Genomic DNA, 20,673 nt, shown 5'->3' with positions numbered 1-20,673 from the left:
CGTTAATTCCTCTATACTCAGTGTTGTCGACACGAGCTTTTCTGTTACTCCATTATGAATAAGCCTGAGGAGGAATGCAATTTGTTTACTAAAAAAAGGAAATACCGAGTCATTCTGGCGACCGCCGCCTTACTGTTCGTAGGTACTTCAGGAGGTGCTGCACTCTCTGTCAATGCTGCATCGAAAGATACGAAGCTCCCCTGTGCGGAGATGTTCCAAGACAATCAGGGAACTCTGATTGTCAAAAATCTTAAGACCGACCACGTGTACGTCTGCAATCCTGAAAGGAGCCGCCAACGGTTCACGCCAGAGTCTTCCTTCAAGGTGCCGAATGCACTCATCGGACTTGAGGAAGGTGCCGTGATTGACGAATACGACGTGAAGAGATGGGATGGAATCGTCCGGCCGTTCGAATCATGGAACCGTGATCATTCTCTAGCATCGGCATTACGAGCTTCTGCAATCTGGTATTACCAAGCGATGGCCAGGGATATTGGGGAAGTTCGGATGAAGAGCAATATAGAACGAATTCATTACGGGAATATGGATATTAGCGGGGGCATTGATACATTTTGGTTGGATAGTTCGCTCAAGATCTCCGCGGAGGAACAGATCAATTTCATGGAAGATTTGGTGGAAGAGACGCTGCCGTTCCAAGAGCAGACTATGAAAACTGTGAAACGAATGATGATTGATAATGACCAGGATGCTTACACCGTTCATGGGAAAACAGGCACGCGGTTATCCGATATGGGACTTGGCTGGTATGTGGGCTATGTGGAGCGTGGTAAAACAGATTGGGTGTTCGCTACTAATGTAGACAGCAGTGGCACAACAGCTAAAACGGTCACCTTGAAAGCTTTGAAGTCCCTAGGCATCATGTGAAGTCTTGCTTGCTGCTAATTGGCTAGGTCACTTCAAAGTATCTGGCGATCAAGGTTCAATCGGTATGGCTGGTCTTGAATAGTTACTAGCAATCTGCTCTCCTTGTATTCTAATTTTCTCGGCTACAAAGGCAGGTTCAAGTACACGAACATCCGAACCGTAGCTAAGAAGCATACCATACAGCCAGTGATTATCTGGGTAGCTGGTGCTGACGAGCAAGGAACCATCATCTTGCCTTTCGATATTGTCCAAGCCGAAGGCTTCCTCCACCCGAACTCGTAATCGTGGCTGAAATAACAGCAAGAGCGGAATGGATGGACCCAACTCTTGATTCCCCCATCGCGCATCAAGCTCGCTCATGTGAACACCTTTGTTCGTGAAGTGCTCCAAATGAATGCGTAAACCGCTTATTCTTGAGAGACGGAAGGTCCTGTAGTCGCTACGCAGCCTGCAGTAGGCATACAAGTACCAGGCATAACCTTTCCAGGCTATCCCAATGGGTTCGACTTCTCTCTGTTCTTCAACACCTTCTGTGTTCGTATATAAAAAGGAGATAACCTTTCTAAGCTTAGAAGCTTGACGTAGCGAGACAAGCATAGACTTGTCCTTTAATCCTCCGCCATGCCAAAGGTTCGTATCAAATAGCAGTGTTTCACCTGACTCTTCCATTTGATTGTGCTCTGACCTGACTACGAGCGCTTTGATTTTGGTCAATAAATCGTCCATCTCCTTGTCGTCAAGAGAAGCTTGGACACCTTTTAACGCAACCAATATGGATTGCAAATCATCAAACGTCACAATTTGCCGATCAATTCGGAATTGCTCCATGATTTCATATCCCCCATCGTTTCCTGCGAACGAAACGATGGGAATTCCCGCAGTATTAATTGTCTCTAAATCGCGATAAATTGTTCGAAGTGAGACCTCAAATTTATCCGCAAGTGTAGGAGCATTAATCCGCCGCTGACTTAATAGTAGCATTGTAATGCCAAGCAAACGCTGAATCTTCAAAGCGATCTCTCCCCTGTACGTCATAGCAACCAAAGCCGACTGACCCTTAGGCGTCAGCCGGCTAATCTCATATTCCCTATTGGATTAATGCCGTATCACTGCGATACCCGGCGGAAAGCTTTCACGCCACTCCCCATTCTCATACTGGAGACGTATCGTGCCTGTTGGCACATTCAACTGCAGCGAAAACGAAGTCCAGGATGCAGGAAGCTTCGGCGAAAATGCGATTTCTTGCCATCCAGGCTTCGATGGTTTCAGACCAATAATATCCTCGATCAGAATAGGAACCGGCCCGCTTGCCCATGGATGGCATAAGCTTGTGTTCCATTTCTGATCTTTCCCCCATGCTTCGAAGCAAGTGGTCGCTCCTTCTTTGAGCATATTCCCCCAAGAGTGCTCATCATCCGCTGAAAGTAAATCATAGATGAATTCATGTTCTTCGACCTCTGCAAGAGCCTTCATTACAAAGTAAGAGAAATACACCCCACATGCAAACCGTTTGGTCCGAATCATATCGACAATTGGACCGACAGATTCCTTCGGAACAATATGGAACAACAGAGGAAGTACATTGGCATGCAGAGCATGATGTGTACTGTGCTCTGCATCCCTGAATAGCCCTTCCTTCTCATCATAGAAAGCATCTAAGAAGCTCTTAGTTAATCGCGGCAGTCGATTCTCGAACTCAACTCCGAGCAATTTGCGAATCTCGTATACCGTTTGTACACACCCGATATATAACGCATTAATGACATTATGACAGCCAGGGCCAACGGGTCTCGTCAGTTCGAAATCATAGTTGTCACGCAAATTTTGCGGCCAATCAACCAGATTCCATTTGTCCGTGAAATTCTCAATCAATCCATCTTCGCGTTCAAACTTCTCAAAATGTTGTAGTAAACCTTCCGCATACGGGTACATCTCCTGAAGAAATGCTGTATCCCCGCTGTACCAATAATACGTCATAACTTGCATCGGCCACTGTAGGGAGAAATCAGCTATTTCCTGCATGTAATGACCGGGTACAACGGCCATAATCCCATCACAGACGAACGAACTTCGCCCAAATTGTTCAATCGCTTTACGAACCAGTCGCAAATCCCCGCTGAGCAGCATATGGGAGTGACCTATGATCGTATTATCACCTAGATACTGCCCTTTTTCCCGGCTTGGACAGTCCACGAAGTTTTCCTGAGATCCATAGCGGACGCCATTCTTACAAATTTCGAAAATTTGATTCATTCTTTCATCCGAGCTATGAAGTACACAACTTTGGTCATCTAATGGATAGTGTCTGACGACCGCGTGGAAGGATTCCGGTTTCAGTGATGCCTCAGGCCCTTGCACTTCCACATAGCGGAACGCCTTGTAATCATATGTCTGATAATCGTCGAAATCACCGGATAATGTCCATTGGTCATGATATAGGCAATTGCAGCGCATTTCATAGCGAACGGCTTGATCCCCTGGCATCAATTCTTCCCCTGACCAAATATGTACATTTTCGCCTGCTTGTCCCTGAGCATTCATGGCGAATTGACCCGTCAACTCGGTTCCGAAGTCGATTAGATAATGTCCAGGTGCAAGACGTTCGACACGTGCAGGCTGCTTCTTATAGACGTCAAGCAACGGAGTTGGCTGCTGAACAAAGGTATAATCGGTATGCTCCGCGGCTTCCGCGTGTGCCCAAGCAGAATCGTCGAAATTTACATCCATCCAACCGCGCTCCGTTTGCCTTGCATCTAGATGCTCTGTGAATTGCGTATCATACCCAAATGTCACGCCAGGCCGATTATCATGAACCCGTTTCGCTTTCCAAGTACGATCACTCTTGAGCAATAGATGTTCGTCGGACCACAGTTCTGCGATAAAACCTTGCCGATTGTCAGCGCTATTATAGGCGCGGTTTAACAACCCTTGGTAGTAAACATGAACAGCAATCACATTTTTTCCAACGCATAGAAACGGACTTACATCTATACGATTGTAATAATAATGATTCGCATCACTTTGCGCTGGCCCTTGACCAACGAATTCACCATTGATATACAATTTGTAGTAATCATCCGCTGTCAAATGAAGCCATAACTTACCCTCATCGATCACCTTTTCATCCAACATAAATACATTTCTAACATACCAATGGTGATGCTGTAAGTCTGGTTGGTACGGTTCGTTTGCTACCGTTTCATGCTCTTTATGGTAGAGATATAATTTGTCCAACTGCATAAAAGGACGATCCATTAGCCAATTTGCCTGCCACTCTTGTGTCTGTGTCAACCTGTCCCTCTCCTCTTCAAGTATGTATGACCTCCAGCAACTATTCGTGAGCGCATAGGTAGATTCCTTTTCTTATTATAATTTTACATGTCACTTTGATAACAATACCCTTCTCTTATTTAAAACGGCTATCGCAACTCCAATCAGAATAATTCCCATTAAAGCGGGTGCAGCATGGCCTATTGAAACATAGAGCCCCCCGCCAACGATTGGCCCAATCATTCTTGCTAGAGCTTGAATGGCTTGGCTGCCTCCTTGAATCCTTCCTTGTTCACTAGAATCGACTGAGTTGGCGAGCATCCCATTGAAAGAAGGCCCGAAAATCGAATCACCAAAACCAAAAATAAACATGCCAACGATCAATAGCGGATAGAATGAGCACAATGCAGCTAGCGCAATTAAGGCGTAGCCAATTATCTCGGAAGCCATCCCTAATATCGCTATTTGTTTATCACTGCATCTCATCAGAAGCTTAGGCATGATCAAACTTTGTGAAATGATGTCTTGGACGCCAATAATTGAAAACAGGAGTCCAATGAGTGCAGGTTTCCAACTAAACGTATCCACTGCAAATTGTGAAAAAACAGCCTGTAACGATCCATTGGGAATCCAAAGTAAAAATGCCGTGATAAACAGTCGTTGTAAGTGTTTCTTCGAAAGTAGGTTTGCAAGCTGCCCAAATGGATTAAGCTTTCCAATACTAATCACTAGCCGTTTATTTTGCTCTCTAAGGCTCTCAGGCATATAAAAGCAGCCATAGATCACATTTAATAAAGTGATTAGTGCTCCAACAGACATCGGTGTTGCGTAACTAAACTTAGCAAGCAAACCGCCTACCGTAGGGCCAATGACAGTACCTATCCCAACAACTGCACTCACCCACCCAAAATATTTGGTTCTCTGTTCCGACGGAATGATGTCTGCAAAATATGCGAAGATCGTGCTTATACTTCCGCCAGTTACACCTTCTATGATCCGTCCCGCAAATAGGACCCATAATGCTCCTCCAAGCCCGAAAACGAAGTACCCGATGGCAGAACCGAATAGGCATAGTAAGAGTATCGGACGACGCCCGAATTTGTCACTGAGAACACCAAGTACAGGAGCTGCAAAAAATACACAGACAGCATACACTGAGGTCAGCAACGTGACAACGATTGCTTGTTCGCTTGGATTGTTGATATAAGGTTGCACTAAGAATGGAACGACAGGGGCTATAATACTGAAGCCAATTCCACATAGAAATACAGAGATAAGGCCGAATAGTAAAGCGTGTTTATTTATGCTTGGATTTGGGTTTTGTTTATTGTGTGAGCGAATTATAGTCATGGTTATTCTCCTTATATGTTGAATTTTGATTCCTTGGAAACATAATTCATAGTATCGATTTTTTGTTTCCTTGTCAACAAAATAATCGCAGTAAAAAAGCAGTCGTTCTCTAATGAGCGCGACTGCCTGTTGTGGTTTTAATAGCCTTATTCACATTTATTCCGAGTTAATGACTATACCTACTTTCTTTATCTCTGCATCCAAATGTCTATTATATTTATCCACGAAGTTAAGCACACTATCGAATTGTTCCTCAGATACCTGTTCAAATACGGCTTTATCCCGCTCTTGAAACTCTTTGTGCAGATCATTATGGATGTTATAAATGACTTTCCCTTGTGGAGTAAGCTTGAAATACACTTCTTTCTTATTGTCTGACTTTTGGTAGCTTTCAATAAGACCTTTTTTTATGAGCTTCTGAGTTAATTTACTAAATGCGCCGCGAGTCATATAAAAGGTTTCGGCAAGTTTCGTCACATTGGCATCTCTATTATTTTCAATGTATTCGATGCAATGGACTTCCGATGACGTATACCCCTTTAGACTGTCTTCCATCTTATCTTTATTGAGCCAAACCATTTTATTATATAAATCCCTGAAACCCTTGATGACCTGATCTTCTTTGTTCATAGCCTCTCCTTCCCACCTTGAGACCGAACGGAATCGGCCAGCACACATATATACCTCCTATAATATCTCAATATACCCTTCCGTGCCATGCACACGAATTCGTTGCCCATCTTTGATTAGTTTGGTGGCATTTTCTACCCCGACAACGGCCGGCAAGCCATATTCACGTGCAATAACAGCGCCATGGGTCATCAGTCCACCCACTTCGGTGACTAATCCTTTAATGGATACAAACAAAGGTGTCCAACCAGGGTCCGTGAAGGACGTGACTAGGATGTCTCCTTCTTCTAAATCCGCTTTTTCCATGTTTAAAATGACACGAGCACGTCCTTCTATACTGCCAGAAGATACTGGGAGACCCACAAGAGCGTCAGCAGGGATATGATCTCGGTTATATGTACCCGAAATAATTTCACCATCCGATGTGATGACGCGCGGAGGCGTTAGTTTCTCGTATAATTTGTAATCTTCTTTCCGCTTACTGATTATGCGATAATCCAGTTGATTCGTACGTACCACATCGCGAAGCTCTTCAAAAGAGAGATAGAAGATATCTTCTTTTTCAACAATGATACCTGCTTGTATGAGACGTTCAGCTTCTTTCAGTAAAGCCTGCTTATAAACGAAATAGCGGTTAATCCAACCGTATTTGGGATATTCACGATAACCGATGAAATTGCGAATTCGGCGAATCATTCGTTGGGTCTCTTCCGCTTTGTGTTCACCATCTGGCAATTGGCGTAATCGCGCTACTAACTCCTGCTCTTTATCCAACGCTTCTTGGCGTCCTTGTTCAAATTTCCGTTGACCGGCATTTGGCTCAAAGGCTTTAATGTTACTTAGAATCATGGGAATCAATGCGCTCGGATTTTCACTCCAACGTGTTCTAGAAATATCGATTTCTCCTGCGCACCTCATACCGTATTTATCAAGATACGCTTGGATGGCTTCTTGAGCTTCCTCTCCACCTTCGAACTTAACCAGTTCATCCAAGAAGTTATCATCTTTTACATGTTTCAAATAATCAACGATTCCGGTATACGGCCGTATCCGATCTGCAACACCCATTAATGCCAGACCCATTTCCGAAGTAATATTGTATGGTACCGATTGCGAAAGCGTATCTGCTGCATTTTTCTCGCCTAACCACTCGTTCATTTTATCATTGATCCATAATGAAGCTTGAATGGCAGTCATAAATACAGCCGTACTTCGTTGGTCAAATAGCATCTTCTTCAATTGCTGGACATCTTCCAGGATACAATCCATTACATCTGATCCCGATTTCGTATGGATGCGTTGTTTTAACTCTTCTACCGATGCCTCGTTGCTCTGAATCAATTCCGGAACGATGTGCGGATTGTTCTCAATTTCTGCAAGGAAATCAGGAATGTTTCTTGCCGGAATCGGAGGTGTTTGCTCACTTGGTAATAACTTGATGTACTCTCGCTCAATGATGGTCATGAGTGCACTTTTAATGAGCGGGTCGGTTCCAATGGTAGTTAACAAAGTTTCCCTGTCGCCAGCTTTAGCTAGCCTAGGGGCAACATCAATAAACAACCGCCCACCAGCTTTACGCATGGGTGCAGGCGTAATTAACAGATAGAAGGATAATCCCATTGGTTTGATGGGGTCCGTCATCATCTGTTGGTGGCCAACGGATAGATATACGTGTTTGGCATCATCACTCGCTTCAGGAATCGGGAATAACGTCGTGATTGGACGGCTCTGGACGATATAAAATGTATCCTCAGCCAAACACCATTCAATATCTTGTGGGCTGCCAAAAAAAGCCTCAATCCCTCTACCAATGCGTGCTAGTTGTAGAATTTGTTGATCTGTCAAGGTTTGAGAATTGAGCTGATCAAGGTCAAGTTGCTTAGTCTCTGTGCCGCTTTCTTCTCGACGATAGATAGCTATTTTTTTGGATGCTATACGTTTATTGACGATTTGCTCCTCCTGTACGGTATAACAATCCGCAGATACCAAACCAGAAACCAATGCTTCACCAAGTCCGTAGCTCGCATCGATGGAGAGCAACTTGCGGTTGGAAGTCATTGGATCCGCGGTAAACATAATCCCCGAAGATTGCGGGAAAACCATCCTCTGCACGATAACAGCTAGATATACTTGGCTGTGATCGAAACCATTTTGCAATCGGTAAATAACCGCGCGATCTGTAAATAAAGAAGCCCAACATTGGCTAATATGCTTCAGGATACTCTCTTTGCCGATAACATTTAAATAGGTGTCTTGTTGCCCTGCGAAAGAGGCGTGTGGCAAATCTTCTGCGGTCGCACTAGAGCGCACGGCATAGGCATGTTCATCACCGAACTGGGAGAGATAGTGCGCAACAGCATTGACGACTTCGGATGGAATTTCTACGTCCAATATGACTTGTCTAATCTGTTTACTAATGTCACCAATTTGAACTCGATCATCTACTCTTAGCATGGAGAGTCGGTCCAATAAAGCATGGTATGACACATTTGACTCCATGGCTTGGTGAAACCCTTCCGTCGTAACCACGAATCCTTCTGGCACTTGGATACCTTCAATTGTTGATAATACCCCTAGATTCAAGCCTTTTCCACCTACGAGCGAGAGCTGTGTGACATCCATTTCCTCAAAACTGAGAACCCAAGAACGCATGCAAGATCTCTCCTATCCATATAAGTAATAAAAACCATTTGACAAGTATTTCGTCCTCATGCTACAATAAAAATGTAAGATAGAATATTTATGTCATATTATATAAAATAAAGTCGCAAACCGATTATACCATCTCGTTTATCTATATGCAAGGCGAAAGAACCTGATTAATTATCAGGTCCTTTTCTTGTTTTTTCTCATTTCTCCCAAAGCTCAATGAGTCGGCCGTCTGGATCTACAATCCAAACAAATTTTCCATAGTCACTACTCTCTTTCTCCTTGGCAAGCGGTACGCCAATATGTGCAAGGTGTTCAATCATCTCGTCAAGATTATGAACTTGGAAATTCAACATGACTTGCTGATCTGCAGGAAAGTAACTGTCATTCTCGGTAAAGAAAGAAAAGATCGTCTCATTCCCTTCTTCCGGTTTGATTACAGTTCCATTCCAACTTCCTATCTCAATCTTCAGTACGTCACTGTACCATTTTTTAATAACTTCTATATCCTTTGTTCTCCAGAAAATGCCTCCGAAGCCCTTTATCATTGAACCAATCTCCTATCTTTGATTAAAATAATTACCCATCTAGTTAGACTACTTATTCGAGAATTGTTTGTAATTTCCTTTCGTGTAATCCTCTTTGTTCACAATAATTCTATAGATTTTTCTAGGAGATTTTAAGGTTTGTCCTTCAGATATTCTTATAATGAAAGGTATAGTACATCAAGTCCAATAGGAGGAAGCTACGATGCAGAACCAGCAAGGAATTTTCGACTTGGCACTTGTTCAGATGTATGCACCACAACTGTTATTTGATCGCTTGGAACCATTCTTACCTGTTCGTGTTGGGGTAACGATCTTCAATCAAGACGGTCCGTCTCCCTCTTTTCGTCGTACAATCAGCTTCGAGTCGGATACTCGTATTGAAAAAGTAATTGAATATGCTATCTATTGGGATTATGATATCGAGCATTTGTACGAGCTGGAACATATATGGATCTATGTTGGGCATGACGGCAGTGTCATCAATTGTGAGTGCAGCTTTCATGGCAAATACTTCAAAGGAATTCTGAAGGATCGAAGCAATGTACCTGATACTAATCCTACCCAAGTAACACTGTATTCACAGCCAGGTAAGCATGCCTTTTCTCCACTTCTTGCAATGTTTGAACTCGTTCCGAATTTACATACGTGTACTTATGAGACAGCTGGCAGCGCAGGTCTACTAGTCCCTGATATGCTCAAGGATAAGATGTCGACAGATTCAGAAACGAATCAACTAGTGGAACGATATTTGCAGACATTGCGGTTTCGCCCCACGATGGAGTTTATTCCTTTCAATTGGGAAGCGTCATTTTTCGTACCATGGACTGAGCTGCTTGAGGAAATTCCACTGCGTGTTCATCATGAATTACAAGTAATGAGACAGTTCTTCGGTATTCAGGAGTAGGTTAACTATATGAACAACGAGTTCAAGGCCAGGGAAGATTTGCTTCCCTGGCCTCCGTTCATTTAGACGTCAAACTGATCACTTATCGTATTTGTACAAGTTGGTTTCGTACTTCACATAGTAGAGATCACCATTCGCATCCGCTGTCAGCAATGACACTCCAGTTGAGACCAACATAACAGCATCCTTCGTAGTCGAACTCGCATCAACCGCATATAATTTGCCTCCGTTAGTAACGTAAACATTGCCGTCTCTGCCGACAACCATCTTCCCGCCCTGCCAGGATACATTCCCGGATGACGTGAATTTGTTAGCATAAATCGTCGTATGAGCCGCATCAGGATTATTCGGATCAAAAATAAATAGATCCGCCGTCAGATTCCGAGATGGATCCGTGGATGAGTTTCCTTCGGCGATCCCCCAAATGTTACCGTCTGGACCGACGATAAGATCAGATATAACCTTCCTACCCGCAACTGGCACAAACTGAGGAACGGGAAGTGAATTTGAGCTAGTCGTTTGCCATGTGAATACTTTTCCCTCGGTTACACTAGGATTTGCTGTACTTCCAATCCCTCCATATACAGATGAACCTCCATATACTTTATTATTTTTGTAGGCTAACGCGATAATACTTTGATCATCAACGATGTCCGGCACAGTCGTAACTCTCGTTGACGTCGTTAAGTCATACACCGTGAAGGAGCCGCTTAGTTTACCAGAGCTTGCGACAGAACCAACATACAGTCGATTTGATGCAGGGTCTGCCAACATCCCAAAGGGCCGGTCCTGGTAATTAGGCGAGCCCGCAATATCTTGAAAAAGAAGCGACGGATTCGTCGTATCGTTCCACGATGAGTTCGTGTCGTACTTTTTGATCCACGCTCCAGGATAGATGCCCAGATACAAGTTATTGCCAATTGTCGTCATGTTCTCTGCCTGACCCGCACCTCTATTTCGAGTTAGCTTGCCGGTATCTGGTTGGTAGACGCTTAAACCACCGCGAAGATAGCCGCTAGTATAAATGCGATCTCCCGGACCTTTCACGAGTGAGCGGATCTTAGTCGGAGAATCCGGAATCGTGAATGAAATCGACGTGTCAATTATTGGCGTTGCTCCAAGTTTGTATTTCAGAATTTTACCCGAGGATAGTGCAGCATACAGATACGTATTGCCGGCCTCCGTTACAAAGGTATAGCCAGCCGCCTTGCCCCCTACGTCACCGAGGTCAGTTTGTGTCTTTGCAGATATATCGTAGACATACAAATGAGTCCCTTTGGTATAGTACACTTTATCATCCGTCGGATGCTTACTCGACACACCGATCGAATCCACATTGCCTAGAGAAGCATCGACTCCCCCTGTTGTCGGATTGATGACGATCAGAGGTTCACTCGACAATTTGGCGAAAAGTTTCGAATCTGACCCATTCGGGATGTAATCGAGCCCAAGGACGTACGTACTGCCGTAACCGCTGGGAGAAATCGTGGACTGTGTACCCGTTGTTGGATTAAATCGAATGATCGTGGCATTAGAAGTGGGTCCCATTCCCATGAATACTTCGGTATCACTTCCATAAGCAATCGATCTAACATGTGCCAAACCGCTGACAATTGCTTGGTTGCCGTTCAAAACGGTAGCACCACTCGTTGGATTGTACAGGAATGCTTTGCCATCTGTGGCCGTGCCGCCGTAAACATTCCCGCTGCTCCCCGCTGTCACATCCCAAATGACGTTCAAGCCTGCGTCCAAGGTCGTCTTCTGCAAGGAACTACCCGTGATGGTCTTAACACCTCCGTTAACGCTAACTGTTCCAGGTACATAGCGATAGAGTGCCCTCTTGTTAGCCGTTCCCAAATAAACAGATTGATCTGAAGCGACAGTCATGCCCCAGACCGCTTCAATTTGATCGAGATCGTGATCATCCAGAAGTTCGCCTGTTCGCGCATCGTACACCACGAACTTGGATGGATAACCACTGGATCCGACATACATAAGATCATAACTGCTGCTTGCATCTTTGCCGAATACGGCTCCGTCAAGCGGATTGTTCACAATCTGCGTGCCCAAGTTGTATTCGATCGGCGTATCGAGCGTCACATCGTCAACATAGGCAACCGTTACTGCCGTGGTTTTCGTCGTGAAGTAGACGGATACGGTTTTGGCTCCTGTTACGTTCGGAGTCGTTGCTGAAATCGTAAGCGGGATCCATTGCAATGTAGTACCACTGAATGTGTTTTCAACTTCTTTGATTACCGTGCCAGTTGCATTCTTGAAAAGAAGGTGCATGCTTACTTCTGTATTCCCGCTCGCAATATATACTTTCGCTGCTGCGGAAACCCTAGCATTGGATGTGACAGGAACATTGCTGCTCTCCGCATAGCTCGCTGCCAACGAACTTGCGTCATCCAGCTTGAGACTATATGCTCCACCGTTTTTCGCCGTGGTCGATGACGCTGCGCCTGATACTGTCCAATTTCCAGTTAAGTCTGCCGTTTCAAAGCCAGGATTCTTCACCGTCTTCCCGATGGATATATCATCGATATAGGCCGTTGTAATACTGGCTAATCCACTATAGATCATCACTGCCACTTCTGTTGCACCAGCTGGTGCCTCTGCCGTTATCGTGCGTTTATTCCACTGATCTACCGTTGGTGTGACGCTTGCGGGAGGTACGCGAGTTTCTGTCGTGCCGTTATAGAAAACCAAATAAACTTCAACGGATCCTTGCTCGATATACGCATAGGCCGATGCGGTATATGCAATTTGCTCCGTTGGCGAGATGCTGATTTTATCGCTCACGCGTGCAAGCGAACTTGAAGAGCTGGCATCCACCATCTTCATACTTTTTGATCCCGTGTAAGCCCTTACGTTCGAAACCGTTGCTGTTGACGTTCCGAAAGTTGGATGGGTGTTCCAATTCGGAATACTTGCTCCTTCCTCCTCGAATGAAGAATTCGGTAGCGACATAGCAATACCAGCAGCATGTGCTTCTCGGTTGCCGAACATACTTACAATCATGACAACGCTCCAAACCGTAAAGATGAATGGAACCCACAATCGGTGATGCTTCCCTAGACTCATTCTTACCACTCCTCGCATGAAAGTTAGTTGCGGTTGTTCGTGAGACTCAATCGGGATTTCACTAATCTCACCTCCTTTCCCCGAGAATACAAAGAAATCGTTCTACTGATTGGCATTTCATGATCAGTAGGACGATTCATAGATACATATTGGTGTGGAATATACTCGGATTAATTATAGGTGCTGCACAATGACATAACTAGCACACGCATTCAAGAAATAGTGTCTCTTTTCAAGAACTTACAGCTAAAAATTGGTGCTTTTTTCATATTTAAGGAGCTAAATTTTTCGTGTTGACAGCTGATTTTGATTGGCATAACATGAACATTGTGAACCAGATATATACCAATACATGCACTCAGCCAGGAAAGGAAAGGAGTTGATCAGCGCGTACTAATCTTTACAATTACCTACGATGTAAGCGTTAACTACAAGAATGACATCAACCTGTCTATGGGCAGAAAATGGAAAGAAGGTGATGTTGATGAATACGTACACAGGCATAACATTCAGATGGCAGCATGGGGTGATTGGGCTCATCGCTATACTCTTCTTAGCTTTCCTACTTCCTTCTCATTCACGGGCAGCCGAACCGATTGAGATGATTCCAGTACCTAACGGCGGATTCGAGCAAAATTTGATCGCAGGTAAAATTCCTAGTTGGAGCGCGTTCGGATTAGCATCCAGTCTATCCTTATCGGAGTCAACTTTGTTTGTAGGTACGAGAAGTCTTAAGATGAGCAAACCCAGCACTGGTGGACTCGGTGCCGAAAGCGCGAAGCTAGCGGTCACAGCAAACCAAGCTTATGAAGCAAAAATTAAATTGAATCTAGAAAATTATAGCGGCGGTACACCAGGTCTGTGGATACGTTGGTATAATGCTTCAGGTCAATTTATGAACAAGCAGGCAACATTTTACCTAACCAATCCTGCTTTAAATACTTGGCTTGACGTTCGTGTATCCGGCACCGCACCGGAAGGAGCCGCTTATGCAACAGTCTTTCCCTATGCTGCTTCCAGTGTCCTAATGACAGCTTATGTGGATGACGTGCAATTCTATCGCATCGATCCAAATGAAGTCAGTGTGTATAACCCAAGCTTCGAAGAACCAGCTTCAGGTGCTCTCATTCCTGGTTGGGAATTATATCCGGGAACGCCTCCCTCTGCTGTGTCCGTCACCAGCACTCAGAAGAAAAGCGGTTTATCCAGTCTTCAGCTGATAGATACTTACACGGATAAACCAGTCGGACTTAGTACCCAAGCCATTGGAATTCATTCGAATGGCAGATATGAAGCCAAAGCGAATGTTTACTTAGTGTCTGGGGGTGGCGTCAATCTGTACATTAAATTTTACGATGGAGCGGACAAAGAAGTCGGCACCACCTCACGCTCTTTTACCGCACCTATTAATACTTGGAGCGATGTGCTCAAAGTAGAAGGTATTGCAGCTGAATCAGCAGTCAAAGCAAAAGTGCTATTGTATTCAGGCGTAGGCACATTGAGCGACGTGTATTTTGACGATATCTCGTTTAGGTATAAAGGTGAAGCACTCGTAATGCCATATGCGTTCGAGAATGCGATCAATTTAGGTAAAGCGACGCTGACAACCACGACGCTTGGAGGCGCGATCGGGAATGGCGAATTGTATTTCGTTACCAATGGCAATCCAGGTACTTTCTATGCCATTGATGCAGCGACTGGTGTCATCAACTCCCAAATCTCAGTTCCTGGTACGACTGAAACGTGGGCTGTGACGGTCGGAGCCGACAACAATGTTTATTTCGCTGCAACAGCCAACCGCAACTTTTGGAAATTTGACACTCGGCCCGGTTATCGGAACATCACCATGATCGACACCAATCCTGTTGACAATTTCGTATGGGACTTGGATGCCAGCACAGACGGTATCATTTATGGCTCAACCAGTCCCAATGCCAAAGTATTTTCATATGATACGCATACCCAAAAATTTGCTGATTTGGGCCGAATGCACGACAAAGAGCAATATGCTCGTGGTGCTGGTGTGACTGACCAATACTTATATGTCGGCATCGGCTCCAAGAAACATTTAATTCGCATGGATCGAAGCACGGGTGTCAAAACAGAAATCCCAATGCCGTTCACGGGCATGGACGATTTTGTTCATAACATCACCCCGTATAATGGGCTGCTTTATGTCACACACGGTACTTCATTAGTTATTGTGAACGAGCAAACACTCAGCGTCTTAAAAAGTGTACCTTATGACTCGCCTGAAGCGTACGACGGCAAAATTTCACCCCCGTCCCCTTATAACGCGAATCTGCTCTATTACCGTAACAAAGTTTCCAACAACTTATGGTCCTATCAAGTATCAACGAATACCGTTCAACAAGTAACACAGCCAAATACGCTGCCTGAGAAGGGAACAAAAGCTTACGGCTGGGTGACACTCTCGAGTGGTGAGCAGGCTTTAGCAACCCTTTACGAGGACGGCAAGTATACCCTGTATAACCCTAACGACAACTCGATTCAATTGATCCAAGTTCCCCTTGCCAGGGAAGGTGTCAATATTCAAAGTTTGGCAGCAGGTCCTGACAAGAAGGTATATCTTGGCGGCTTTATTGACGGTTTGAGTGTGTTGAATCAAGAAACACAAACCTACGACTTGCAGGTATCTTCCCCCTATTCCCCACATCAAGTGGAAGAAATCGGCTTTTTGAATGGCAAAACCTATTTCGGTGCTTACGGCGGAGCAAGAATCTATGCCTATGATGCCACCCAACCTTATCAATACGGAGATACACCTACGTCTAATCCTAAACTTGTTTACACGATTCCGAACCTTCAAGATCGGCCATACGCGTTCGCTTCCGGGGACAATCGGCTATTCATCGGAACCATCCCTGGTTATGGCAACTTAGGCGGCAGTCTAACGATCTACAATGAAACAACAGGATTATGGCAATCCACACGCAATGTGGTTACCGATCAATCCCTTATCTCACTTGCTTATAAGAATGGGATCCTCTTTGGTGGAACGTCCATAGATGGCGGTCTCGGCTCCATACCAGCCGCCACACATGCCAAATTATTTAAGTGGGATGTCAATACGAACACCAAACTGAACGAATTTGAACCTTCCATACCAGGTTTGTCTTCCCCCCGCTTATTTGGAGGCTTATCTTTCGGACCAGACGGGCTATTATGGGGAATTGCTTGGGGAACTGGTATGGACGGCACTAACATTTATGCCATTTATGCATTGAACCCGAGCACCCTTGAGGTTGTCAAAAGCCAGCTGATGTTCTCAAACGCTAATGGTGGCAGCACCTGGAGAGCCTTCTATTTACGCTGGGGGCAAGATGGCTTACTCTATACAACCATCGCACGCTATATAACCGTAATTGATCCTAACACACTCAATTATCGTACGCTCTCGGATACCCCAACGAATTTAATGGATATAGGCATAGATGGCAGTATCTATTATACTTCGGGACCCAATCTATACAGACTACCTGTTCGATTATCTCAAGCTTCTATTTCGATGGCGGATGTTTCTCTGACGCAAGGAGCAAGTGAGCCGATACTTCCTACCGGTCAGCTTGAGAACGGAATGCCAGCGATTCTGGCAGGAACCACCATTACTTATACAAGCAGCGACCCAACGGTACTATCCATCGTAGACGGCCAGGCGAAAGCGATCAAAGAAGGAACGGCTAGTGTGTATGCGGATATCACATTAAACGGCAGAACCAAACGATCGAATACAATTAATGTCACGGTCCAACCTCTTCCTCCGTCGGCAGATTTAAGTTCCATTCTTTTAAGCAGTGGTTCGCTTAGTGAGCCATTCTCACGGGAACTGACTAGCTATACACACAACGTAGCTGCAGGCGTATCGGCACTAACGGTGACAGCGACCGTGTATGACACCGCACACGCGACGGTAACCACTAGCGTGTACAACAGCAGCAACACGCTTGTGCAAGGTCCGATTAACTTAACGAGCGGTTTGGCGAGTTCTTCCATCCCTTTGAGCACAGGAGTCAATACGATTAAACTCACCGTCACCGCACTCGACGGATCAACGAACGTGTATTCGGTAACCGTAACACGCGCTTCGTCGGGCAATGAAACTCCGACTGAGAATGCCGTTAAGGTAATCTTGAAAGACAGTGCAGGTAATCCGCTCAGCGGTGGCTCCGTTAGCTATTATGACGGAGGCTGGAAAACATTTGGGGTCACCGACGCCTCTGGTTCTGTCAGCAAACCGATAGCCAACAAAAGCTATACCTTTGCAATCACTTACGAAGGTACGCGCAATGAGATAACTCAAAACACAGGAACAAACCCTAATGTTGCGTTTCAGACCGTTAACGTCGGTGTTCAGTTTACGAACAGCCAAGGTCTCCCGCACGGAGAAGGAACTGTCTCCTATTATGGCGGAGGTTGGCGGACTTTCGGTTCAATTCTTGCTGGCGCAGCCAACAAAGAATTGTTAGCAGGCTCGTACACGTTTGCAATTACCTATGATGGAGCAAGGAATGAGAAAGTTCAAAACATCGGTACAGATCCCTTACTTGTTTTCCACACGATTCCTGTAAATGTAAACCTTACGAATAGCTTAGGTAACCCGTTAAGTGGCGGATCTATCAGTTATTACGCAGGAAGCTGGAAGTCCTTAGGTGTGACGAACAGCGAGGGCGAGGCTGGTAAAGAAATGTTGGCGAATGCGTATACGTTCGCAATGAATTATGAAGGTACGTTGAACCAGAAAGTGCAGCATGTAGGGGCAGATCCTAGCGTTTCCTTCCAAACGATCCTTGTTAACGTTCAATTAAAGAACGCCCAAGGAACTCCCCAGGAAGGTACCCTCTCCTATTACGGGGGGAGCTGGCGGACATTTGGCGTAACAACGAATGGCCAATCAAACAAGGAATTGTTAGCTGGGACGTATACCCTGAGTGCCATTTCCGGAGGAATTCGGAAAGAAATTGTCGCTAACACGGTCACAGACCCTAATGTCCTTATTCAATACTAAATTTAAAAAAAGGGTAGCGGATCTCATGATCCCTACCCTTTCTACCTTGTATCCTAATTCATCTTACTGCAGAGCTTCTTTCAATCTACGAAAAGTAGTTTCAAAATCATCGAGTCGCGCCCAATACAGCTTGAATACTCGTCTCATCGTTTCCAACTCACGGAAGGTGACATTCATGTCGGAATAGAGGCGGAATGTAGGAATGATATCCCGATACATCATAAACTTGCTCGGCCGGGAAATCTCCGCCTGTCCCTTCCATTCCGACAATGCTTGAACACTCGGAAGCGCAAGCGTATGCCTTCGAATATGAAGCTGCGCTTGGTCCGATTGGAGGAAATCAATTAGCGCCTGTGCCGCTTCTTTCTGTTTGCTGTGCTTGTTGAGAGCAAGTCCAATCATGACCAGCTGCGTTCTTGCTTCTTCGGAATAAGGCAGCGGTGCGATATCGTAATCAAATCCGGCATTTCGCAAATGATTAAGACTATAATAACTCGTGACAATCATGGAAGCTTTCTGCTGCATGAAATACATTTCGCAATCGGAGTCTTGTTCAGACAAATAGGAGCTCTCTGGATTCAACCCCTCGAACAATTGCAGACTTAAGCGCATCGACTCCCGAAAAGGTTCATTGTCAAGGATGAGCTTGCCCCTGTCATCTCGTTCAAATACGACCTTATTCTGCAACAAGAAGAGCGGCCACCGATTGATAGACTGCAAATGGAAAAACAGTCCGAACCTCTCATTTTTTTGCGACAAGACACGTGCCGTGCGCTGTACATCATCCCAATTCCAGCCGCTGTCTGGTTCAGGGAGATTGGCTTCCTTGAAATGAGCCCTATTGTAACACAAGATAATCGGAGAAAATGTGAATGGTTGCACATACAGATTCCCATCACTAATAAACGGCCTCTGTAGGAAAGGATAAACACCTTCTCGTGGGTGAAGCGGTTCCAACATATTCGCTACGTCTCCGCGATCCGTAAAAGCCTCGTAGTTCTGTAAGTTAAGCGTAAGCACATCCAGTGCATCTCGCTCCATGACCTCCTGCATATTTTGCGAAAAAAATGAGCTCGAGAGTGGAATCATATGAAGATCAATATGAGGATTCAGACTTTTAAAGATATCGACTAGCTCTAAAAGATTAACTTCCATTGTTAGCATTGGGTAATAGCCAAACTTCAAAGTGAGCTTCTCACATAACCCTGCTCCTACGACACGCGTGCCGATTCGAGGCACTTTTTCAATCATTTCTTGTGCGAGTAACTGGTTCAAACCTTTGCGGACCGAGTTTTTACTCAGGTTATACTGCTCCACAAGCGTTAATTCGGATGGCAAATAATCACCTGGCTGCAGTTTTCCAGATACAATATTATGGCGCAAGGATGCAACCATCTCTTCCAATCTTGTTCGAAAAGTAGATCGACTAGGTTTCTCCATCATGAAACTACGAACCTCCGGGTCCTTCTAAACTGGTATGTATCTGGGTTATATTATATCGCAATCTGGCTTATATTGTCATTTCAATTCCCCTCTTCCCACACCTCGAAATCTATACTTTCCTAACTTTGGTTATGACATATATCAGTACGTAACTAATGAGTAAAACCATAAACATGAACTTACAAAAAGATACAATATGATAAAGCTTACTCCTATCCGTAAACATAACAATTAATTCCTGTAAAATATGACCTGGTCGCATGATAACATCCCAACTATTCCATCGAATAAATCTGCCAATGTAGATACCGAAACTACTTAGCAAGAGAACAAGAATTGCAAAGATCCAACTAGCCATAACGCCAAATGATATTCTCATCAAATGCTGCACGGAGAAAAGTGAATATGCACCCAGTAAAAGGCCTAACATCGCAATTGTAAATATAGTAAATAGGTGCTGCCAAAATGCGATATCTGACCAGAACCGCTTTGTAGGGTCAAGACTGTACCGCGCGAATACATGCAGTAAATCGGTCACAAGATATGGCGCGTTGGGATAGAAAAACAACCAAGCAGCACCGACGATTATGAGGAGTAACGCACGAACCCGCTTACGGGTATAGCTAAATAGTACATCCAGCATTACGGCAAATCCAACAGGAACCCAAGCCAGAAATGTATCCCAAAAGATAAATAAATACGGTCTACTTCCTTCCGGAGTCTGAATGTTATAGACACTTATTAAACTAAGTAACGTAGCAACACTCAGGACAATAACAAGATATATTTTCCCAGGGTAATGTAATGCGTTTAGTTTTTCCAAGATTAGTCTCCTTCTCAAAATATTCCATATGTAAATTTTATCATGATTTCATTTTTGAATC

12 protein-coding genes are annotated in these 20,673 nt (G+C 44.6%); 3 read left to right on the top strand and 9 right to left on the bottom strand.

The genetic code is table 11. The annotated features are described in order from the left end of the window. Window positions 1–81 precede the first annotated feature (81 nt). Window positions 82–885 (top strand): class D beta-lactamase, encoded by an 804-nt coding sequence (gene blaOXA, locus A8708_RS24130; protein WP_239696832.1) that lies wholly within the window; start codon window positions 82–84, stop codon window positions 883–885. 48 nt (window positions 886–933) lie between these two features. Here the strand turns inward: blaOXA and A8708_RS24125 are convergent, their stop codons facing one another. The 6 genes from A8708_RS24125 to A8708_RS24100 form a co-directional block, all read right to left on the bottom strand. Beyond that, complete coding sequence (locus A8708_RS24125) at window positions 934–1,896, bottom strand: helix-turn-helix transcriptional regulator (RefSeq protein ID WP_167355924.1); 963 nt, start codon at window positions 1,894–1,896, stop codon at window positions 934–936. An 84-nt stretch (window positions 1,897–1,980) separates the two neighbouring features. Beyond that, window positions 1,981–4,176, bottom strand: coding sequence for a family 78 glycoside hydrolase catalytic domain (locus A8708_RS24120; protein ID WP_239696831.1), 2,196 nt, complete (start codon window positions 4,174–4,176; stop codon window positions 1,981–1,983). 90 nt (window positions 4,177–4,266) lie between these two features. After that, window positions 4,267–5,505 carry an MFS transporter gene (locus tag A8708_RS24115; RefSeq protein ID WP_068667857.1) on the bottom strand — a complete coding sequence of 413 codons (1,239 nt, stop codon included), beginning with the start codon at window positions 5,503–5,505 and terminating at the stop codon, window positions 4,267–4,269. A 156-nt stretch (window positions 5,506–5,661) separates the two neighbouring features. Beyond that, window positions 5,662–6,135, bottom strand: a complete 474-nt coding sequence (locus A8708_RS24110; protein ID WP_068667877.1) for a MarR family transcriptional regulator — start codon at window positions 6,133–6,135, stop codon at window positions 5,662–5,664. 57 nt (window positions 6,136–6,192) lie between these two features. Continuing rightward, entirely contained in the window at window positions 6,193–8,787 is a 2,595-nt protein-coding gene (ppsA, locus tag A8708_RS24105) for a phosphoenolpyruvate synthase (protein ID WP_068667856.1), read from the bottom strand. Between the two features lie 197 nt (window positions 8,788–8,984). After that, window positions 8,985–9,332, bottom strand: coding sequence for a VOC family protein (locus A8708_RS24100; protein ID WP_068667855.1), 348 nt, complete (start codon window positions 9,330–9,332; stop codon window positions 8,985–8,987). Window positions 9,333–9,534: 202 nt separating this feature from the next. Here A8708_RS24100 and A8708_RS24095 point away from each other — a divergent pair, with 202 nt between their 5' ends. Beyond that, a complete protein-coding gene (locus A8708_RS24095) occupies window positions 9,535–10,236 on the top strand; it encodes a hypothetical protein (RefSeq protein ID WP_068667854.1) in 702 nt (233 codons plus the stop codon). A gap of 78 nt (window positions 10,237–10,314) precedes the next feature. Here A8708_RS24095 and A8708_RS24090 read toward each other — a convergent pair whose 3' ends face one another. Then, window positions 10,315–13,320, bottom strand: coding sequence for a ligand-binding sensor domain-containing protein (locus tag A8708_RS24090; RefSeq protein ID WP_068667853.1), 3,006 nt, complete (start codon window positions 13,318–13,320; stop codon window positions 10,315–10,317). Window positions 13,321–13,804: 484 nt separating this feature from the next. Here A8708_RS24090 and A8708_RS24085 point away from each other — a divergent pair, with 484 nt between their 5' ends. Beyond that, window positions 13,805–18,346 (top strand): cadherin-like beta sandwich domain-containing protein, encoded by a 4,542-nt coding sequence (locus tag A8708_RS24085; RefSeq protein ID WP_068667852.1) that lies wholly within the window; start codon window positions 13,805–13,807, stop codon window positions 18,344–18,346. A 63-nt stretch (window positions 18,347–18,409) separates the two neighbouring features. On the opposite strand, the gene A8708_RS24080 is transcribed toward A8708_RS24085, so the two are convergent. Together A8708_RS24080 and A8708_RS24075 are read right to left on the bottom strand one after the other, a co-directional pair. Beyond that, window positions 18,410–19,789 (bottom strand): extracellular solute-binding protein, encoded by a 1,380-nt coding sequence (locus tag A8708_RS24080; protein WP_068667851.1) that lies wholly within the window; start codon window positions 19,787–19,789, stop codon window positions 18,410–18,412. Window positions 19,790–19,898: 109 nt separating this feature from the next. Further along, on the bottom strand, window positions 19,899–20,612 hold the full coding sequence (locus A8708_RS24075; protein WP_082927759.1) for a DUF1361 domain-containing protein: 714 nt from the start codon (window positions 20,610–20,612) through the stop codon (window positions 19,899–19,901). Between the last annotated feature and the right edge of the window lie 61 nt (window positions 20,613–20,673).

This window comes from Paenibacillus oryzisoli (genome assembly GCF_001653565.1).
GTDB lineage: Bacteria > Bacillota > Bacilli > Paenibacillales > NBRC-103111 > Paenibacillus_E > Paenibacillus_E oryzisoli.
Note: the sequence above shows the minus strand (reverse complement) of the source record. Positions and strands in the feature narration are given on the sequence as shown.